Below are 19,534 nucleotides of genomic sequence, written 5' to 3' on the forward strand. Positions count from 1 at the left end.
ATAATGAAGGCATTAATAAAAAGAGTTTTTCTTTTTGTAGTACTGGTGATTCCTGTAAGTGTTATCGCTCAAACTGTTACAACGGGTAAAGTAACCGATCAGCGGGGCGAAGCAGTGATAGGAGCTACCATAAAAGTACAAGGTAAAAAAGGCGGCGCCATGACGGATAATTCCGGAACGTTCCGTTTACCGCTCACCGTAGGCGATACGTTGCTTTGTACGTCTATCGGTTTTCAAAACCTTAAAGTAGTTTATAAAAAAGCATCTGATTTAACCATCCGTTTGGTTGAGGATAATAAAACACTGGGTGAAGTATTGGTAGTAGGTTATAAAACCCAGGCCAAGCTTGAAATTACCGGTTCGGTAGCTTCTGTTAAAATGGATAAGATCACCGAAACCCAGGCGGCAGAATCTTTCGAATCATTATTGCAGGGTAGGGTAGCGGGTGTAAACATCCAACTCAATTCCGGTGAGCCGGGCGCATCGCCTGCCATTATCATCAGGGGTTTGGCGGCCGTAAGCCGTGATGATGCTTCCGCGATGTCTGAACCCTTATATGTGGTTGATGGTATTCCCATCATTTCAAAAACAAGCAGCGAGTTTGCCATTACCAGTACCAACGTACTGGCCGATCTTAACCCGAGCGATATTGAAGATGTAGTAGTACTAAAGGATGCATCCGCGGCGGCCATTTATGGTTCGAGGGCGGCTAATGGTGTAATTTTGATCACCACTAAAAAAGGAAAGATAGGCAAACCGCAAATCAATCTGAATATTCGTACGGGTATCAACTTTGTACCGCAATTGCAGGATGTTGCCGGAGGAAATAAAGAGCGTGAGCAGGTTACCCGCTTATACGATTTGTATGCGCCGTTTGGTACCTATATGCCATCAATGTACAGTGATGTAACTAACCCATTTTATCATAACTCGTCTGACTGGCAGGGGTATTTGTATAATACTTCCGTTACCCAGGATTATAGCGGTTCTGTAAGGGGCGCGGGCGATTTTGGTCAGTACAGTATCAGCATGGGTTATATGAATAACGAAGGTATTCTGTTCAATACAGGGTTCAAACGTTACAGCACCATGGCCAGTACAACCTTCAATGCCTTAAACAAGAAACTGATCATCAACAATACGCTGGCTATTTCACGTACAGATAAAGGCAGTAACCCGGGTTCGCTTAACAGTAATTATTCATCCTTGCTGCCACTTCCGGATAATAATACTGTAAAAGGCGCTGAAGTGTACCAGCCGGGCAAAATATCAAATCTTAACGACAGGGTACGTTTTAGTACTGATGCTACATTAAATATCATAAAAAACCTAAGCTATAAAGCCAGTTTAAGTTTAGAATATCTGAGGTTAATGCAGGATTCATCTGCTTCATCGCGCCGCACGCTGCGGTCGGGCAATAAAAGCGGAGTAGGTGAAAACCGAAACCTGCTTTTTCAAAATACTTTAACCTACGCGCCTAAGTTTGGCGACGGCCACAAAATAAGTTTGCTGGTTGGCCAGAGTGCTGAAAAACTGGAATCGAAAATTACAACGGTAAGCGCTGTAAGCGCGGCGCCAACTTTATCTGAAACCGTTAACTGGCCTAAGGGGCAAAGTATAGGTAACAGTAATTATACCGCTAATACGCTGATGTCGTACTTCAGCAGGTTAGATTATTCATACAAAGAGAAATACCTGTTTGGCGCTTCTATCCGTACAGATGGGTCATCAAAATTTGGCGCGGCTAACCGTTGGGGTATCTTCCCCTCTGTTTCGGCCGGCTGGAACTTTAGCAAAGAAAAAATATTTGAAAACTGGAACTGGTTATCAAGCGGAAAGATCCGCGGTAGCTACGGTTTATCCGGTACCACGTGGGATAACGATTACCTCGCCCTTGGTATCATGAATGGCGGCGCGCTTGATCAGTATAATTCATTGCTGCAAATCTCTTACGGTGGTATCTCCGGCTATACACCTACCTGGTACAATGGTTTCAAAAACGAGAACCTAACCTGGGTAAAAACCTCAATGAGCAACATCGGTGTGGATCTTTCCTTCTTTAATAAAAAAGTGGAGTTCATATTTGATGCTTACGAGAAATTAACAAAAGGATTGCTGTTGACTACAGACCTGCCTACAACATCGGGGTATAACCAGGTTTACCGTAATGCGGCCAACGTATTAAACCGCGGTTTAGAGTTTACGCTGAACACCAATATGAATGTAAGCCGCAATTTTACCTGGAGCACAGGCTTAAACTTCGCTTTTAACAAAAACAGGGTGATCTCGCTTCCTGATGGTAACGCCGACATTGTAAAAGTGGGCAAAAGCGGCGGCCAGGACTTTGGTACTATAATCAGGGTAGGTGCACCGTTAAACGGCTTCTTTTTCTACGAATCGCAGGGGATTTATCAAACGGAAAACCAAATACCGGTAGATCCTAAAACAGGAGCGCCGCTAACCGGGCTTGATCGTAAGATACTAAAGGTTGGCGACCGTAATTTTAAAGATCAGAACGGCGATTACAGGATAGATGTATCTGACCGTATCTATGCAGGTAACCCCAATCCGAAATGGACCGGCGGCTGGACCAACGACCTCAACTATAAAGGCTTCGGTTTAAATATAGTTTCCACTTTCGTTATCGGCCGGGATATTGTTAATACCGCTTTGCTTGACAGGCTTAAACTGGATAAAAGCTTTGCCGGTATCTCATCTTTGCCCAACTTCGATAACTATTCGATATGGGAAAAAAGCGGTGACAATGCCAGGTACCCTACTTTAAACCCATGGAATGGTATATCGCAAGTTGTTAATCTCGACTCTGAATACATTGAGGATGGTTCTTACTTCAAAATTAAAGCGGTTACATTATCATACAATTTCACTAAGAAGATTATACCACGCCTGCCTTTTGACAGGATGAGAGTGTATTGCACTATGGATAACGTGATTACCTTCCAAAAATACAGCGGCCCTGATGCGGAGCTGGTAAGTATAGATGGTTTTGATGTTTCGGGAGGTTACCCAATGCGCAGAATGTTACTGTTTGGCGTGTCATTAGGGTTTTAATCTGACGGAGAGATATAGGTTCAATTTAATATGAAGGCCGTCGTGATAAGAGATCATGATAGCATCATCAAAAAAATAAAAATTAAAGAGATGAAAAATAAGGTAATTGCCATGTTCCTGCTGGTGATAATGATTGCCGAAACAAGCTGTAAAAAGTGGCTGGACGAAAAACCGATCAATACGGTAACAGAAGACCAGGCCTGGCAAACAGGTGCTGATGCTGAAGGCGCGGTGGCGGCAGCTTTCGCTATCTTCCGCAGAGGATTGTCGGGTTTAACAAAAGACGATACCCCTTCAACTACACGTAACGGCTCATGGGGTGATTATTATTTCTGGGGTGATTCGCGTTCAGGCGACTGGATCACACCTAATAACGACGGCGACTGGAACGCGGGTTTCCAAAACCACCTGATACAGCGTACTGAGTTGGAGCCGATGACCAACTGGCGCCTGTTTTACAGGGCTATTGAGCAATGTAACCTGGTGCTGGAGAAAATACCGGCCATTACAAACGGACTAACCAACGAAAGAAAGGCCCAGTTACTTGCCGATGCACGTTTCCTGCGCGCCATGTCGCATTTTTATGCAGCACGTATTTGGGGCGATGTGCCTATTAATCTTACCGCGCGTAACGTAGAGGCACTGGGCAGAAAACCACTTGCCGAGGTAATGAAAATGGTGGTTGATGAAGTGAACATAGCACTGCCTGATCTGGTATGGCAAAATAAAGGTACCCGTAAGGAGTCGATGTCGAGAGGTACAAAAGGTGCCGCCCTTGCCCTTAAAGCGCATGCTTTAATGTGGCTGAAGGATTACCAGGGGGCTTCTGATGCCATTAAAGAAATTATGGATTCGGGCGTTTTCAAACTGGTGACAATGGATGGCCTGCGTACCTTGTTTGATACCGGCGAATCTGAAGAGATCATCTTTGAGATGTACTACGATGTTAAAAAAGGGGAATATTCAGATTACTACGGCCACATCATGACGTATTATCTAACCAACCCATACACCTCAAGGGGCGAGCTTTCGCTGGCCGTGCCAAAATCAAAAATATTGGAGATCTATCCGGACTATGCGAGGGATAAATCAGATAAAAGGGTTAATGCTTTCTTTCAAAGTATAGATTTTTCGGTAAGCAGCAGCGAGCTTAGGCCAATATTCCCTGATCCGTTGCAAAATGGTGAGCGTGCAATCATGTTCGCCAAATTCAGAAAGGTGAAAGACAGAAGTTATAACCTGATGGATGCACCGGTACCTATTTTCAGGTATGCTGATGTGCTGCTTCTGAAAGCGGAAGCCGATGCAAGGCTTGGCCGTGTTCCGGAGGCTTTAGACAACCTGAACAAAGTACGTATCCGTGCCGGTATCCCGGTATTTACAAGGGATGATGCACCGGTTGTTATTGAAGAAGTACTGGCAGAAAGGCGCAGAGAACTGATCGGTGAGTTTCACCGTGTGTATGACCTGGTTCGCTTAGGCCGCCTGCACGAGTTTAACAGCTTCATTACCGCTCAGGGCGAAAAAGACGGTGCCGGTTTCTTCCCGGTTAGCGACGAGGCCTTTGCCAACAACCCTAATATGGAGCAAACCTATTACTGGCAGTTTAATCAATAATATAAACACGCATTCGAAATGATAAAATTAATCAAAGCAATCGCGTTAATAGGTGTCCTGTTTGTTGTGGGATGCAAAGACGCCTATTTTACTGACGGGGGTAATGTACCCGCCGAGCAATCAGGTGTTTTGGGTGTATCCACTATGGATTACCTGACCAGCCACCCTGCTACGTTTGATACGCTGGCCCGTTTAATAAAGCTTACCGGCCTTGAGAGCGCTGTTAACGCCAAGGGCAACACATTTTTAGCCCCGAGGGATTATTCAATTCACAACTATTTTAAACTGTTATACCCTGATCCGGAAAAAAGACCGGCAACATTAGAGGCCATTCCGCAGGAAGATATGGTGAAGATAACGGAGATCCTTAAAAACTACATTATTCCTAACGAAGAGATAGTTCGTAATAAACTGGCTACTACCTACAGCTACGCCACCACATTTGATGGTAAAAAAGCCCGCTTTAACATTATAACAGATGATTATTTGGGCAATGTTAACATGGGAGCCAAGTATGTGGTTTTCTCTCTTAACATCAGCCCTGATGGGCAAAAAGAGATTTACCAATCGGTAGAGGTGGTCACAGCCGATCTGCGGTCGACCAACGGCATAGTGCATATACTCAATTCAAACACACACATTTTTGGATTTAATTAAGTAATGGTGATGAAACGCAACAGAAAAATATCCTTGTTTTTAATAACGGCGCTTTTTGCCTGCGGTACACTGCTCATGAGTGCCTGTACCAAAATTCCGCAGGAGGGAAGCCTTGCGCCCGATATCAGCTACAAGAACAGGAAGCAATACGCCATTTCGGGCTTGCAGCAAAACATCGGCAATTTCCAGGTATCAACCTCAACACTGCCGCTCAATTTTGAAATTGTTGAAGTGCGCGAACTTAACGGGCTTAAAACAACCGCCCTAAACGAAAATATACCGGTAGTGCGCTACAAAGAGCCTATTGTAGGTAACGAAACACCTGCCGAACTACTACTTAAAACAGATACGGTAATGACGCCCGCTGTAAGCATTAATCAACATACCGGCCAGCTGGAAATACTGGAAGGTAACAGGATCCCTGCCGGTGAGTACCACTTTGATATAAGGGTGGCTAACCAATCGGGCGGCAGGGTGCTTAAAGACGCGCTGGTAATTGAATTTAAAGAATTTGAAGTGAAAACATGGTCGGCCGGGATGGCTAAACAGCCCGAGATAGAACGTGTGGGCGATACACCTAATCAGATCAAGTTTGTGGGTTATTTGAACGGTACCCCGCTTGGCGGCGATCAGATCGACTTTACCAAAGATCGAGCTATGGGCTTTAAGGGCACATTTGTTAACGATGCCAATGACGGCGAGATATGGAATGTGAATTTCCCGGTAAAGGAGGCAGATACTTACTGTACCTGGAAAATAACAAGCAGTACAGGCGTAGTAAGCTATGTAAGCGAGAACTTCAATTTTGTGATAGGTCTGCCGGGTAGTTACGTGATTCGGTTATATAAATAAGGAGAAGAGAAATGAAACGTATTTTTAAATATTCCTGCTTAATACTGGCCATCTTTTTAGGCGCCGGTGAAGGAGCTTACGCTCAGACGGCTAAAACCAAAAAAATACTGGTTATCGGCGTAGATGGTATTATCAATACTGCCATTGATTACGCGGCTACACCGGGTATTGATAAAATAACCGCTGATGCTTCGTACAGTATGAACGGTTACGGCGGCATACCTGCCTTTTCAAGCTCTGGCTGGGCAACCATGCTTACCGGTGTATCATCTGATAAACATGGGGTAACAATAAACAAATCGTATTCGGGTAATAAGTTTACGCAATACCCTTCGGTAGTGGCACGTATCAAAACAGGCGCTCCATCTATAGTAGTGGCTTCTATTGTGCGTACCCCCGAGATCAATACCCTGCTTAACCAGGCGGCCGATCAAAAATTTCAGTACGGTACTGACGAGGAAGTGTACAAAAAAGCTGCCGAGCTTGTAAAACAGGCAGATATGGGCGCGGTATTCGTACAGTTCAGCAGCCCGGCCGAAGTGGGTGAGCAGGTTGGCTTTCAGCTTCGCCAGGCACGTTATGTATTGGCTATCCAAAAAATTGACGAGTATGTTGCAGGCTTAAACGCGGCTATTGAAGCACGTACAGGTTATGCCAATGAAGATTGGGATATTTTCCTGGCATCTACATATGGCGGTACAGAATCAGGCGTGCCTCAAAGTACAAGCCCGGAAGAGATCAACGTGCCTATCATTCTTTCGGGAAGCGAGCTGGATAACAAAGAGCTTGTAGGCGCGTCATTGGCCCCGAGGGAAAACGCTGATAATATCCTCACGATCAATAAAGCCAGTTCGGGCGACCGTACTTATGTGCGTGTGCCCATTAAAGGAACACCGCTACAGGGTATGAACAAGTTTACCATAGAGACATGGGTAAAGGCAGGCGCTAATACCAGTGACCCATCAATCATTGGGGATAAAAACTGGGATTCGGGCGGTTTACCGGGTTATACTATTTGCCGCAGCGGTTCAACCTGGAAGATCAACATCGCCAACAAAAAATCAGAACGTTACGATATTGGCTCAACCAAGGCGCTGGAAGACGGCAACTGGCATCACCTGGCTGTTACTTTCGATAAAACCAAAGTTTGCGCGGTTTACCAGGATGGTGTAAAGGTAGCCGAATCAACGCTTACCTATAAGGACGGCGATAACATGGCTTCACCTTATGATTATTTGTGCCTTGGACAAGATGGTACGCAAACCTATAGTGGTGGCGCGCCTAACTGGGCCGGTTCATTTAACGAGGTAAGGATCTGGACGGATGTACTGTCAGCCGCTACCATTCAAAAATACATGTACCTACGCAATATCGAAACCAGCGATCACCCTAACAAAGCCTCTTTAAACCTCTACCTGAAAATGGATGATGTAAGGGGAACTATTGTAAAAGATTATAGCGGCAAAGGCAATAACGGCGAGTTGGTTGGCCCGGCGAGCGAGCGCCACCCGTATTACCCTATCGGCCTTACTGATGTATCAGTAAATATTTTGAGCCACCTGGGCATGCGTGCCGATGGCAGCTGGGGTTTGGAAGGAAGCGTACTGAAATCTAACGTTCCGTATCGCCTGTTTAAAGTGAACAATTAACACAAAATGATATGATAAAGAGATTTAGCTTAAGATCGGTTTTTATTGTGCTTGTGGCATTGATTGTTGTAGCAGGAGCTACTTCGTGCAACAAGGATTTGGTGCATCCCGATAACAACCTGAGTGCAGACCAACTGGTAGCAGGCAGGCTTGACGGTACCTGGGCAACGCCAAGGGATATTGTAACGCCTGAAAATGTACCGGCAGAAGTATTTGGATCTATGCGTTTGGTATTTACCACAGAGGCATCAGGCAACCCGGCCAGGTTTATGGCACAGGATTGTCCGGTTGTATTTGGCAACAACGCGTCGGGTACCTGGAGTGTGAAACAAACTGCTGATAGCGCCAAAGTTAACGTGGCAGGCATTGGCCCGGTGGATGATTTTAATATAAAGGTTTCATCAAACTCCCTAACTATCTCATTTTTTATGGGATGGGAAAATACCGATACCAAGGCGACCGGAAAAGGAAACTTCAGGGTAACACTTGCCCGTCAATAATAGCTGCACTGAAATATATAAAGAGATTTTCAATTAAGATATGAAGAAAATTTACACTAAACCATTTGCTGTATCATGCACAATGGTTATGCTTGGCCTGGCCTTGTTCACGTCATGTAAACAGGAAAACGATTATACAGTTGATACGGGTAACCCGGTTGTTGTCAGCTATAACCCTACTTCGGCGGTTGAGGGAGTTGCAGTAGGTAGTAACCTGGTGCTAACCTTTAACGAAATTATTAAAAAAGGTGCAGGTACCGTGGTAATTGCCAGTAAGGTAGATACCCAACGCATAGATATCACCTCTGACGCGGTTACTATTGCCGATGATAAACGTATCCTGGTAATTAACCCGGTAAACGATCTGGAAGCAGACCAAAACTACACCGTTAGCCTTGAACAGGGCATTGTTACCGACTTGCTTGGCAATAAATTTATGGGCTTGCCCGATGGTTTTTCGTGGACGTTTAAAACGGTTGGCTCAAGCGGCCTTCCGCTTACTTCACTTAGCCCGCTACCGGGTAGTACCGATGGTTCTTTGTTAAAACTGGAACTTACCTTTGCCAACAACGTTATAAAAGGCGCCGGAAATATCGCTGTATATGAAACTACAGGTAACGTAAAAGTAGCAGAGCTTGCAGTAGGCAGCCAGTCGGTTGTGGTTGAGGGTAAGCGTGTAACAGTTAAACTGGCAACGCCGCTTAAATTTGGTACTGCTTACTACGTACTTGCCGATGCCGGTACTATTGTGGATGCCGATGGAAAAGCCTTTGAAGGGTTTTTAACCCCAACATCATGGAGCTTTACCACTACCAGCGGCAGTAACACCGCTTTGGTTGCCTGGTTACCAATGGATAACGACTTGCACGATGCCAGCGGAAACAAGCTTGACGCGATGTTGGGTGAGCATGCAACCGCCAGTGTAAGCTTCGTTAATGACGCTGACAGAGGCAGGGTTGCATCATTTGTTTCAGGTTCGTATGCGGTATTCCCTAAGCATAATTTATTAAAACCGTCACTTACACAAAACTTCAGCTTCAGCATTTGGGTGAAACTAAAAGGTATCGGTTCTGATCCTGCATTGTTCTCAAACTCTAATTGGGATAGCGGCGGTAACCCGGGTTTTGTGGTAGCTACCGATGGAGGCGATACCTATACCGGGCCCGGTTCACCAGGCAGAGGCTGGTTGGTGAAAATAACAGGCGATGCAGGTGGCGTAAGTAACCGTATGGACTGGAGAGCTAATGAAACTACCCCCCAGGCAGCGGCGGTTGCCGATGATAAATGGCACATGGTGACCGTAGTGGTTGACCAGACAGCTAAATTACTGCATGTATATATCGATGCCAAAGAAACCGTTCAGGCTACAAAACCTGCCAGCTTTGATTTGAATACATTAAAAGGTCCGCTTTGGGATAGCGCCAACGATTATCCGTTCACTATATGGGAAGATGGATCAGGCGTTTACAACAGCGGCGACGATACACGCAAAACACTTAGCGGTTTAGTAGATGATGTAAGGATCTACAACAAAGCACTAAGCGCGGCAGAAGTATCAGGCCTTTACGTAACCGACTAAATAGAGAATGTGCGATTCCCTCCCTCGGGAGGGTGTAGGGAGGGGTTTCATCAACAGAGCTTTTCATTTGAAACTGTAAAAATCCCTCCCTGCCATCGCAATAATCAACTCACCCGGTCTACGCTTCGCTGGACCACCCTCTCTACGGCTTTGCCGCAAAGAGGGTAGTAATAGCAAGAAGTGAAGCCCCCTCTTTGCGAAGCAGAGAGGGGTGACAAGCGAAGCGATGTCGGGGTGAGTTAATACAAGCATTATAAAAATTGAACTAAATGACAAACCGCGAAGGATATCTGCATACAGAAGGCGATCTTAATTTAAGTGAAAGCCGCGAGAGTTGGAATCAAAGTATTAATGATCCGGCTTCGCAAGCTGCGCTGAAAAACGATTCGGATCATTTTCTGCATCAGGCCCTGTCTACGCCTTGTTTGGATGTACTGGAATCGGCAGAAGGTATCAGGATCACCAACCTGTCGGGGAAATCATACATTGATTTTCACGGGAACAACGTACATCAGCTGGGTTATCATAACGAGTACATTATCGGCAGGGTAAAAGAGCAGTTAGATACACTGGCTTTTTGTCCGCGCCGGTATACCAATATCCCGGCTATAAGCCTTGCCGAACGGCTTTCTGCATTAACGGATAATGCCTTGTCGCGCGTGCTGTTTGCTCCGGGAGGAACATCAGCCATAGCGATGGCCATGAAACTGGCGCGTATTTATACCGGCAAGTACAAAACCATAGCCATGTACGATTCTTTTCACGGCGCATCTATGGATAGTATTTCGCTTGGCGGCGAATACGTTTTTCAGCAAGGGCTTGGTCCGCTGATGGCCGGTAGTGTACACGTACCACCGGTTGACAGCTACAGGGGCATGTGGTTCAATCCCAACAATACCGAAGGCGGCGATTTGGCTTATGCCGATTATCTGGAGTATATTATACAAAAAGAAGGAGACGTGGGCATACTGGTGGCCGAAACTATTCGCAGTACCACTGTTCATGTGCCATCAAAAGCGTACTGGCAAAGGGTGCGCGAAATATGCGATAAGCATGGCGTTTTACTGGTGTTCGATGAAATTCCTATCGGGATGGGCCGCACCGGAACCATGTTTGCCTATCAGCATTACGGCATAGTGCCCGATATACTGGTACTGGGTAAAGGGCTGGGCGCCGGTATTATACCTATGGCCGCTATAGTTTGTAAGGACGAACTGAACGTTGCCGCGCAGGTATCATTGGGGCATTTCACCCACGAAAAAAACCCATTGGGTGCTGTGGCTGCCCTGGCCGCTTTCGATTATATGGAAAGCAACAACACCCTGGCGCATGTAGCACAAGCAGCCGAATTTATGGACAATCGCCTGCAAGCAATGAAACAGCGTTTTGCCTTTATTGGCGATGTACGCGGCAAGGGCCTTTTATGGGGAGTTGAACTGGTAAAAGACCGCTCTACCAAAGAGAAGTACACGCAATCCGCAGAAAAAATACTGTACAAATGCCTCGAACTGGGTTTAAGCCTTAAGGTATCAGATGGTAATGTGCTATGCCTTTACCCGCCTTTGATCATTACCCTGCAAGAGCTGGATGAAGCCCTGAATATATTGGAACAAGCCATGGTGTATGCCAATGGCGGTGCAGAATAAAAACAATAGAATATAAACAGAAGAAAAACTACTATGAAACGTATTTTAAGTGTATTGGCGATTATCGCTTTAGGAGGTACAAATTTGCAGGCCCAGCAAAGGAGCGGTAAACCGCTGGCTGAGCATGTGATAGTTATCGGTATTGACGGATTAAGCGTTAACGGGTTGTTAAAAGCTAATGCCCCGGTTATGCACCGCATGATTGAGGAAGGCGCTTTTAAACAAAACGCGCGTACTGTATTACCATCATCAAGCTCATCAAACTGGTCGGCCATGATTTTGGGTGCAGGTCCTGAAATAACCGGTATCACCTCAAACGATTGGAAACCCGATGCTAAACACATGACCCCTGTAGCGGTTAATAAGGTTGGTCGTTCACCAAGCATTTACGACATTATTCGCCAGCAACGTCCGCAGGCTGAACAAGGTGTTGTTTTCCATTGGGATGATTACGGTCGCTTGTTGCAAAAAGAGATGGTGAACCATTACGAGTATGCCAAAACAGAAACCGAAGCTGCCGAGAAATTCGCGGATTATATTACTGCTAAAAAACCTACGTTCGCGTTGCTTCATTTTGACCACGTTGACGGTGCCGGACACGACAAAGGCCACATGACCCCTGAATATTTGCAAGCCATTGCCAAAGCCGATAGCCTGATAGGCACGGTTTTAAAAGCGATTGAAAAAGCAGGCATAAAAGAAAATACGATGGTAATAATTGTTGCTGATCATGGTGGTATCAACAAAGGCCACGGTGGCGAATCTGATGAGGAGATCAACATTCCGGTTATTTATTATGGTAAAGGCGTAAAAAAGGGCTACAAAATTCAGCAACCGGTATACCAGTATGACCTGGCCGCTACCATAGCGTTTGTTTTTAACCTTAAAGTACCTTATTCATGGACATCGCGCCCTGTAAAGGCTGCCTTCACCGGTTTCTCTGAACCTGAAAATCTTAATGTAGGGCTTAACTAAGCACTATAATCAGCGTATAATTTCTTTCACATAACAGAGCACGCGATTGTAAAGATCGCGTGCTTTTTGTATATATAAGAAAAGAATAGGGGCTTGGGATGGGGTTTAGTAACGATCTATGATGGGTAATAATTCCATCAAGTTATCGATAATATGATCCGGATTGGCAGACTGTAATTGCCCCGGTGTATGCGCGCCCGTGGTTATGCCAATGCTTAATGCGCTGCCGGCATTTTTGCCTTCTTCAATATCAATTATCGAATCGCCTACTTTTATTATTTCGGCAGGTTTAATGCCAAACTTATCAGCAGCGAAGAGTATCATATCCGGCTCGGGACGGCCGCCGCTTACATCGGTAGCGGTAACCAGTTGGTCGTATTCCGTACCCTCTTTCCAATCCAGTATGTCAATAATAGATTGCGCCACCGGTCTGCTGTAGCCCGTGTTTAATACCCTGAAGATATTGCGCTCTTTCAACGCCGAAAATAAATCGGCAGCATTAGGCTGCGGCAATAACTTAGCTGTTTGGTACGCCTCGGTCAACTGAACCGAAAAATTGCTGTAGATACGGTCGGCCAGTTCGGTATCGGTATTGCCTGCATAAGTTTTTAGTATGCTTTTAATGGCCTGCAATTTCTCTTTTCCGGCACCTTCCGCTAAAACTTCGTCGAGTGTAAAATTATATCCGGCCTCGTTGATGGCCTTTTGTAGTGTTTTATAAACTATGTTGTTTTCGTTTACCGTAGTGCCGGCCATATCAAAAACAACCATTTTAATTGTTCTGCTCATGTTAAAGTATGTTTAGCAAAACTAAACATACTTTATTATTAATAAACAAACATTGCGTTAAATTTTAGTTAATGTGGCTTAATTATCTTTGGTTGGTGAAAAAGAATGTGCTTAATTAGTACGCTGTTCTGAAAAGCAATAATATTATATTTTTATGAGTGATACACGCCGTGAGTTTATAAAAAAAGCGACCCTGTTAACAGGTGCCGCCGGATTATTTTCGGTACTGCCCGAATCTATACAAAAGGCTTTGGCCATTGATGCCGAAAAGGGGAGTACTTACCTTGATGCCGAACACATTGTATTTCTGATGCAGGAAAACCGCTCGTTCGACCATTGTTACGGTACCTTACAGGGTGTTCGCGGTTTTGACGATCCGCGGGCTATGCATTTGCCTAATAATAATCTCGTTTGGCTGCAAAGTAACAAAGCGGGCGAAACTTACATTCCGTTCAACCTCGATATTAAAAATTCAAAAGCTACCTGGATGCAATCGTTACCACATTCGTGGGATAATCAGGTTGACGCGCGTAACCAAGGTAAAATGGACGGCTGGCTGGAAAGCAAAAAATCGGGCAACCCCGAATATAAACACATGCCGCTAACCATGGGCTATTACGATAGGAGGGATATACCGTTCTATTACGCCCTTGCCGATGCCTTTACGGTTTGCGATCAAAACTTTTGCTCATCCTTAACCGGTACCAGCCCTAACCGCTGTTTTTATTGGTCGGGTACTATCCGCGAAGAGCAGAACGAGAACTCGCAAGCCAAGGTATATAACGGACAAATTGATTACCACGACCTTAACTGGAAAACTTTTCCGGAAAGGCTTGAAGAAGCGGGCGTATCATGGAAAGTATACCAGAATGAATTAAGTGTAGGTGTAGGACTTGAAGGCGAGGCAGATGACTGGTTGGCCAACTTTACCGATAACGACCTCGAATTTTTTAAACAATATAACGTGCGCCTGCATAAGGCCTACCGCGATAACCTTCCGAAAGAATTGGCGGCGATTGAAAAATCGATCAGCGAATTAGAAAAGCAACCATCAACACCGGAGATCGCCAAAAAACTTACGGAACAGAAGGCACAGCAGGAGCGGGTAAAAAAAGAGATAGCCGAATGGACGGCCGAAAGATATGATAAGCTGTCTGACTTTGAAAAGAACATCCATCAAAAGGCATTCGTAACCAATGTGAACGATCCTGATTATCACGAACTGGAAACACTTGTGTATGATGATAACGGCGTAAAACGTGAAGTGAAAGTGCCTAAAGGCGATGTGCTGCACCAGTTTAGGGAGGATGTGAACAAAGGTAAACTGCCTACAGTATCGTGGCTTACGGCATCGTCTAATTTCTCCGATCACCCGGGTTCGCCATGGTATGGTGCCTGGTATATATCGGAGGTGATGGATATCCTCACTAAAAACCCCGAGGTGTGGAAAAAGACCATTTTTATACTCAACTATGATGAGAACGATGGCTATTTTGACCACGTAGCGCCTTTTGTACCGCCACATTCGGCAAAGCCCGAAACAGGTAAAAGTTCGGCAGGTTTAGATACCAGTGTTGAACATGTAACCAAAGCGCAAAATGAAAAGGGCGGAAAAGATGGTGACAGTCACAGAGAAAGCCCGATAGGGCTTGGTTTCAGGGTGCCTATGGTGGTCGCCTCGCCATGGAGCCGCGGCGGCTGGGTAAATTCGCAGGTATTTGACCATACCTCTTGCCTGCAATTTCTGGAAACCTTTTTAAACAAAAAGAACGGTAAAAAACTAAAAGATACCAATATCAGCGACTGGAGACGCACCGTATGCGGCGACCTTACCTCCGTGTTCAGACCGTACAATGGCGAAAAGATCGCCTACCCGGTATCGTTAGATAGGGACAAAACCATACAAGGTATCTACAATAGTAAATTTAAAGCACTGCCGCATAACTATAAAGAACTAAACGGACAGGACATTAAAACGGTGAACGAACATCCTGCTTCATTCAAAGCTTTCCCGCAGCAGGAGAAAGGTAAAAGACGATCATGCGCTTTGCCTTATGAACTGCACGCCAACGGGCACCTGAACAAAACCGGCGACAGCTTCGAGATCACGATGAAAAGCGCGACTGCAAACGGCGCGCCTTTTAATGTTGCTACCCATACATCAAATAGCGAAACAGGGAAAATGCAGGTATGGGATTTTGCGGTAAAAGGTAACGATGAAATCAGTTACGTATGGCCTTTAAATGGTTTTGATAACAATGCCTATCAGTTAATTTTAAACGGACCTAACGGTTTTTCAAGGCATTTTGCAGGCAGTAAAAATGATCCGGAAATTTCTGTTAACGTAGCGTACAGCAAAACCGGTGAGCTGCTGATTGATCTGGTTAACTTAAACAAAACAAAAACATTCCAGCTAACTATAGCCGACCTCGCTTACAAACAGCCGGCCCAAAAACTTACCCTCAAACCGGGGCAAACAAGTAAAAAGGTGATCAACCTGCAAGCCAGTCACCATTGGTATGACTTGGGCATCGCATTAGATGGAAACGATACCTTTTTACGCAGGTACACCGGGCGTGTAGAAACCGGTCAGCATGGCTTTACTGATCCGGCGATAGGCGCGTGAGGAATAACTTAATCGAGTGGTGAAACTAATAGAGGGCTATCTGTTTGCAGATAGCCCTCTATTAGTTTTATGGTTAAAGTATGCAGGTGCTTATAACCAGGTTGAAATATGTTACCTCGCGTACTAAGGTTATCATATCTTTCCTCAGCGGTTTCACTAATGTCGCTCAATATCCTGTCTGATAAGGTGCATAATGCCGGGTTCTCCCAGTGTTGGTTGTGTAAAAAGATATTAATTATTCAGTTTGAACGTCGAGTGTTACAGGGCCAAGTAAACCTGATACGCGCAGAGGCATATCTTTGCCGGGGCCGGATATTGTCCAGGTTTTACGTTTGTCTTCAGGCTGCCCCGCATCAAAAACAAGGCGATTGAACCAGGTGCTTGTTACCTCCACGGTTAGGGAATTATTACCGGGTTTAATAAAGTTCTTTAAATTGATACGGTATGGAGGCGCCCACAATTTACCTGCATTATGCCCATTGATTGTTACAGAGGCAGCCATATCTACCTTTCCTAAATCGAGTACATACTCATGTCCGGCTGGTGTATTATCAATATTAAAGGTAGTGGTATACGTTGCGGTACCTGAAAACGCCTTACCTTCAGCAGAAATATCAAGATCTTTCCATGGCTTCAGTTCTGTCAACGCTATTGTTTCGGATAATCCCCAGCCGGCTGGGAAAGCCAGTTTCCAATTTCCGGATACGGGTATTGTAGTAATTACTTTATGTAACTTAAACGTGCCTGCCACATTTGAAATTTCTTTTTGCCTGAATACTACAAAGCATGATTCGCCTTTTGCCAGGTTAAACTTAACCGTATTACGATCGCTATTTTGCCTGCTTTCGGCAACTTCGGATGTCCCGGTAACCGGATCCCATATTTCTGCATGCCCATTTGCCCGAAAACTTAACTCTCCCTTAAAGCCGTTTCCCCGCGGGGCTGTAACAAAATACCAGTCTGCGCCTTCAGTGCGCCTGTGCACCCATAGCGCGTTGCCCCCGGTAACATCCGGTTTAATATTCAATGCTGTTAATGCCTGCTCTATGGTTAATCCCGCAACTACATAGCCTTTTCCAACTTTCCTTAAACCTTTGTGGCTTGTACCCCATATGTTTTTAATTGCAGCACTAAAACGTTGTTTAGCGTCATCACCGCCGGTAAGCGTGGCTAAACCGGTTGGCGCGTTGCCAATAATGGTTGCCCCGTTGCGTAATAAAGTTTGTATTTTCTCAAGTGTTTGGGGCAGCATGTTTGGTACATCAGGTAACCAAAGTACCCGGTAGCGGATTCCTTCAGGTGTTACTATCATGCCATTTTCGGTGGTTAAGCGGTTCAATAGCGCGTCAGGATTGCAATAATCGTATTTAAAACCTTCCGGAAAAGCTGCATTTTGGTTGGGTTTATGGTTAATTTCATCCCCAAGATACCAAAGTACATCAGATACGGGTTTGCCTCTTTCAAGCAGATAAGTACAGCGCGACAAATAATTTGTGAACTCAGGCATATATGGCCACCACGTTTGTCCCCTTAAAAACGGGGTGCCTATCCCTGCACCAAAGGAGCTGCCGGGAGCTTTGAAAGGCATTTGCGGATTATGCGTATAAGTATGAAATACATAATGACTAACCCCTTGCACACTATTAATGTTGGCTACTTCTTTAAGCATATCAAGATGCTCGTCCCATGATAATGATATGTTTGTGAATGACTCGGCCGCAACACGTGGCTTGCCGTACATCCTTGCTGCAGATGCTGTAGGTTTTATAGGTTTAAAATTGATTGAACCTACAAATCCATCACTCATAGGTTGCCAAAACTCGCACATGGGTACGTCTGCAAATTTGAAGTACTCCATAATATCAGCAGGTACAACGTCTCCGGGGCCGGTTTCATAGGCAACTGATAATCCGTTGTTTTTGGCCAGCGTACTCATACGACCATAATAGTTGTTCACCAGCAAGTCGTTAAGTGTTTTTCGCCAATCTGTTAAAAAACGCGAGGTTGTTTCGTGATCTTTGATCACATAGCCTAATAAGGCGGGCAACCATTTGCGCAGCCGGTAATTTGAAAGGCGTTTAAATTCCGATTCCATATCCGGTGTCCAGCTTTGGGTGTGGCATTCCCAGCTATCTATCAGCATTCCGTTCAAAAGGCCGCCGGCAAGTGGTCCATTTTGATTGGAAAGGCGCCCGATATAGCCTGCAAAATGAGCTTCAGCACCTGATTTGGAAAACTTATTCGCTTCCCATCCTGTACCTTCGGCAGGCGCAGGGCCGTTTTGTTTTCCCGAATTGATATGTCCCATTCGCAATATCGTCCAGTTACCTTTGGGGGCAAGCCAGTTCAGTTTTCCATCCGCGGTCATCTTGTCTGATATATCCAGTATTTGCCCGGGAGCTACAAATGCCCCGGCCGATTGTTTAGGGTGCTGACCGCTACGCTCAATGCTTCTTAATGTCCACGCTGCTTCTGATTCCCAACTGTTTTTTCGTGCAGCAGAGAACAAACGGAGCGAACTCAGCGCCATATCATATTTATTGCTAATAGAAATACGGTATTTTTTTACACCGGCAAGTTCAGAACAGGCAAAGGTGATAGGCCGGTCGTCTTGCCAGTTGGCCTGCGGCATTTCAGCAAGCAGTATATCCTTCGTCTTTCCATCGGGCAAAATACCCTGTATAGCTATAGTTACGCCGGGTTCATAAGATTGGCTGTGGTTAAAGGCCTGAACGCATGAAAACTCCACACTGCGCAGGACAACAGCATCAGGAAAGGTAACCTCTACCCAATTGGGTTTACCGGGTGCAACAGGCGGCAAATGGATAGGTTCACGAGCGCTTCCGGAAAAATACTGATCCAATTTAAAATTGGTATTGCTGTTAATAGATTGTGGTACAAGCGGCTTGCCGGTATCGCCGGCGGGCGTTGGAAACGCAAGTACGGTAATATCTTTATAATCCCGCCACTCTTCACTGTTGGGTTCGGGTATTGGCAATACCTGATCTATCAACCTGCCACCTGTAACATCGGTTCGGTTCCAGATCAAATTACGCATCGCATTTGATGGCGTAATCCAGGGGCCTCCTGATGTTGCCCAGCCCGGGCAGTTGTTCATAGAAAATCTCAAACCCAGGCGGCGGCATTCCAGCGCTGTATGCCTTACTGCATCGTCCCAATTAGCGCTTAAACTTGTTATTTGAGGTTCAACCCCGGGCCACGGGCCTCCAAACTGTCCGTGAAATAGCTGAATGCCCGATATCCCGGCGCTGGCTATCGCTTCCAGATCTTTCGTAATTCCTGCTTTTGATACATTACCGCCAATGTAATGAAACCAGGTTTCGGGGTGATAAACTTTTGACGGGTTGCGAAACAATACCTCGTCGTACTCACCAAACGGACGGTTAAGCTCTGCCTTAGAAGGTACGATAGGTACTTTAGCCAATTGAGCGGTACTAACAACCGGGCACATAATTAAAGGAAATAATGCCGGTAAAAAAGATTTGAACAGGTAGTTGTATTTCACGGTACAAGCTTATAAATAATTGGTTATGCCTTGGTTTATTGCACAA

At 45.4% G+C, this 19,534-nt stretch carries 12 protein-coding genes; 10 read left to right on the forward strand and 2 right to left on the reverse strand.

Going from position 1 to position 19,534, the window contains the following annotated elements; translation table 11 throughout:
• Positions 1-3 precede the first annotated feature (3 nt).
• From ABD894_RS09440 to ABD894_RS09480, 9 genes are all read left to right on the forward strand, one after another.
• Positions 4-3,072, forward strand: a complete 3,069-nt coding sequence (locus ABD894_RS09440) for a SusC/RagA family TonB-linked outer membrane protein (RefSeq protein WP_345210768.1) — start codon at positions 4-6, stop codon at positions 3,070-3,072.
• Positions 3,073-3,162: 90 nt separating this feature from the next.
• Positions 3,163-4,689, forward strand: coding sequence for a RagB/SusD family nutrient uptake outer membrane protein (locus ABD894_RS09445; RefSeq protein ID WP_345210769.1), 1,527 nt, complete (start codon positions 3,163-3,165; stop codon positions 4,687-4,689).
• An 18-nt stretch (positions 4,690-4,707) separates the two neighbouring features.
• Complete coding sequence (locus tag ABD894_RS09450; protein ID WP_345210770.1) at positions 4,708-5,346, forward strand: fasciclin domain-containing protein; 639 nt, start codon at positions 4,708-4,710, stop codon at positions 5,344-5,346.
• A 9-nt stretch (positions 5,347-5,355) separates the two neighbouring features.
• Entirely contained in the window at positions 5,356-6,198 is an 843-nt protein-coding gene (locus tag ABD894_RS09455) for a DUF5007 domain-containing protein (RefSeq protein ID WP_345210771.1), read from the forward strand.
• A gap of 11 nt (positions 6,199-6,209) precedes the next feature.
• Positions 6,210-7,847 carry a LamG-like jellyroll fold domain-containing protein gene (locus ABD894_RS09460; protein ID WP_345210772.1) on the forward strand — a complete coding sequence of 546 codons (1,638 nt, stop codon included), beginning with the start codon at positions 6,210-6,212 and terminating at the stop codon, positions 7,845-7,847.
• An 11-nt stretch (positions 7,848-7,858) separates the two neighbouring features.
• Positions 7,859-8,347, forward strand: coding sequence for a hypothetical protein (locus tag ABD894_RS09465; protein WP_345210773.1), 489 nt, complete (start codon positions 7,859-7,861; stop codon positions 8,345-8,347).
• A gap of 40 nt (positions 8,348-8,387) precedes the next feature.
• Positions 8,388-9,926: an Ig-like domain-containing protein gene (locus ABD894_RS09470; protein WP_345210774.1), complete on the forward strand. Its 1,539-nt coding sequence runs from the start codon at positions 8,388-8,390 to the stop codon at positions 9,924-9,926.
• A gap of 269 nt (positions 9,927-10,195) precedes the next feature.
• Positions 10,196-11,572 (forward strand): aspartate aminotransferase family protein, encoded by a 1,377-nt coding sequence (locus ABD894_RS09475; protein ID WP_345210775.1) that lies wholly within the window; start codon positions 10,196-10,198, stop codon positions 11,570-11,572.
• Positions 11,573-11,605: 33 nt separating this feature from the next.
• Positions 11,606-12,547: an alkaline phosphatase family protein gene (locus ABD894_RS09480; RefSeq protein ID WP_345210776.1), complete on the forward strand. Its 942-nt coding sequence runs from the start codon at positions 11,606-11,608 to the stop codon at positions 12,545-12,547.
• 105 nt (positions 12,548-12,652) lie between these two features.
• Here ABD894_RS09480 and ABD894_RS09485 read toward each other — a convergent pair whose 3' ends face one another.
• Positions 12,653-13,336, reverse strand: coding sequence for an HAD-IA family hydrolase (locus tag ABD894_RS09485; RefSeq protein ID WP_345210777.1), 684 nt, complete (start codon positions 13,334-13,336; stop codon positions 12,653-12,655).
• Between the two features lie 154 nt (positions 13,337-13,490).
• Between ABD894_RS09485 and ABD894_RS09490 the strand changes: the two genes are divergently transcribed.
• On the forward strand, positions 13,491-15,962 hold the full coding sequence (locus ABD894_RS09490) for a phosphocholine-specific phospholipase C (RefSeq protein ID WP_345210778.1): 2,472 nt from the start codon (positions 13,491-13,493) through the stop codon (positions 15,960-15,962).
• 235 nt (positions 15,963-16,197) lie between these two features.
• Here the strand turns inward: ABD894_RS09490 and ABD894_RS09495 are convergent, their stop codons facing one another.
• Positions 16,198-19,488, reverse strand: a complete 3,291-nt coding sequence (locus ABD894_RS09495) for a glycosyl hydrolase (protein WP_345210779.1) — start codon at positions 19,486-19,488, stop codon at positions 16,198-16,200.
• Positions 19,489-19,534 lie beyond the last annotated feature (46 nt).

Origin of the sequence: Mucilaginibacter gynuensis, from assembly GCF_039541195.1 — a bacterium.
GTDB classification, from domain to species: Bacteria; Bacteroidota; Bacteroidia; order Sphingobacteriales; family Sphingobacteriaceae; genus Mucilaginibacter; species Mucilaginibacter gynuensis.

Coding starts and splice junctions, on each gene's coding strand:
- ABD894_RS09440 (WP_345210768.1), top strand. CDS start 4: ATGAAGGCATTAATAAAAAGAGTTTTTCTTTTTGTAGTACTGGTGATT.
- ABD894_RS09445 (WP_345210769.1), top strand. CDS start 3,163: ATGAAAAATAAGGTAATTGCCATGTTCCTGCTGGTGATAATGATTGCC.
- ABD894_RS09450 (WP_345210770.1), top strand. CDS start 4,708: ATGATAAAATTAATCAAAGCAATCGCGTTAATAGGTGTCCTGTTTGTT.
- ABD894_RS09455 (WP_345210771.1), top strand. CDS start 5,356: ATGAAACGCAACAGAAAAATATCCTTGTTTTTAATAACGGCGCTTTTT.
- ABD894_RS09460 (WP_345210772.1), top strand. CDS start 6,210: ATGAAACGTATTTTTAAATATTCCTGCTTAATACTGGCCATCTTTTTA.
- ABD894_RS09465 (WP_345210773.1), top strand. CDS start 7,859: ATGATAAAGAGATTTAGCTTAAGATCGGTTTTTATTGTGCTTGTGGCA.
- ABD894_RS09470 (WP_345210774.1), top strand. CDS start 8,388: ATGAAGAAAATTTACACTAAACCATTTGCTGTATCATGCACAATGGTT.
- ABD894_RS09475 (WP_345210775.1), top strand. CDS start 10,196: ATGACAAACCGCGAAGGATATCTGCATACAGAAGGCGATCTTAATTTA.
- ABD894_RS09480 (WP_345210776.1), top strand. CDS start 11,606: ATGAAACGTATTTTAAGTGTATTGGCGATTATCGCTTTAGGAGGTACA.
- ABD894_RS09485 (WP_345210777.1), bottom strand. CDS start 13,336: ATGAGCAGAACAATTAAAATGGTTGTTTTTGATATGGCCGGCACTACG.
- ABD894_RS09490 (WP_345210778.1), top strand. CDS start 13,491: ATGAGTGATACACGCCGTGAGTTTATAAAAAAAGCGACCCTGTTAACA.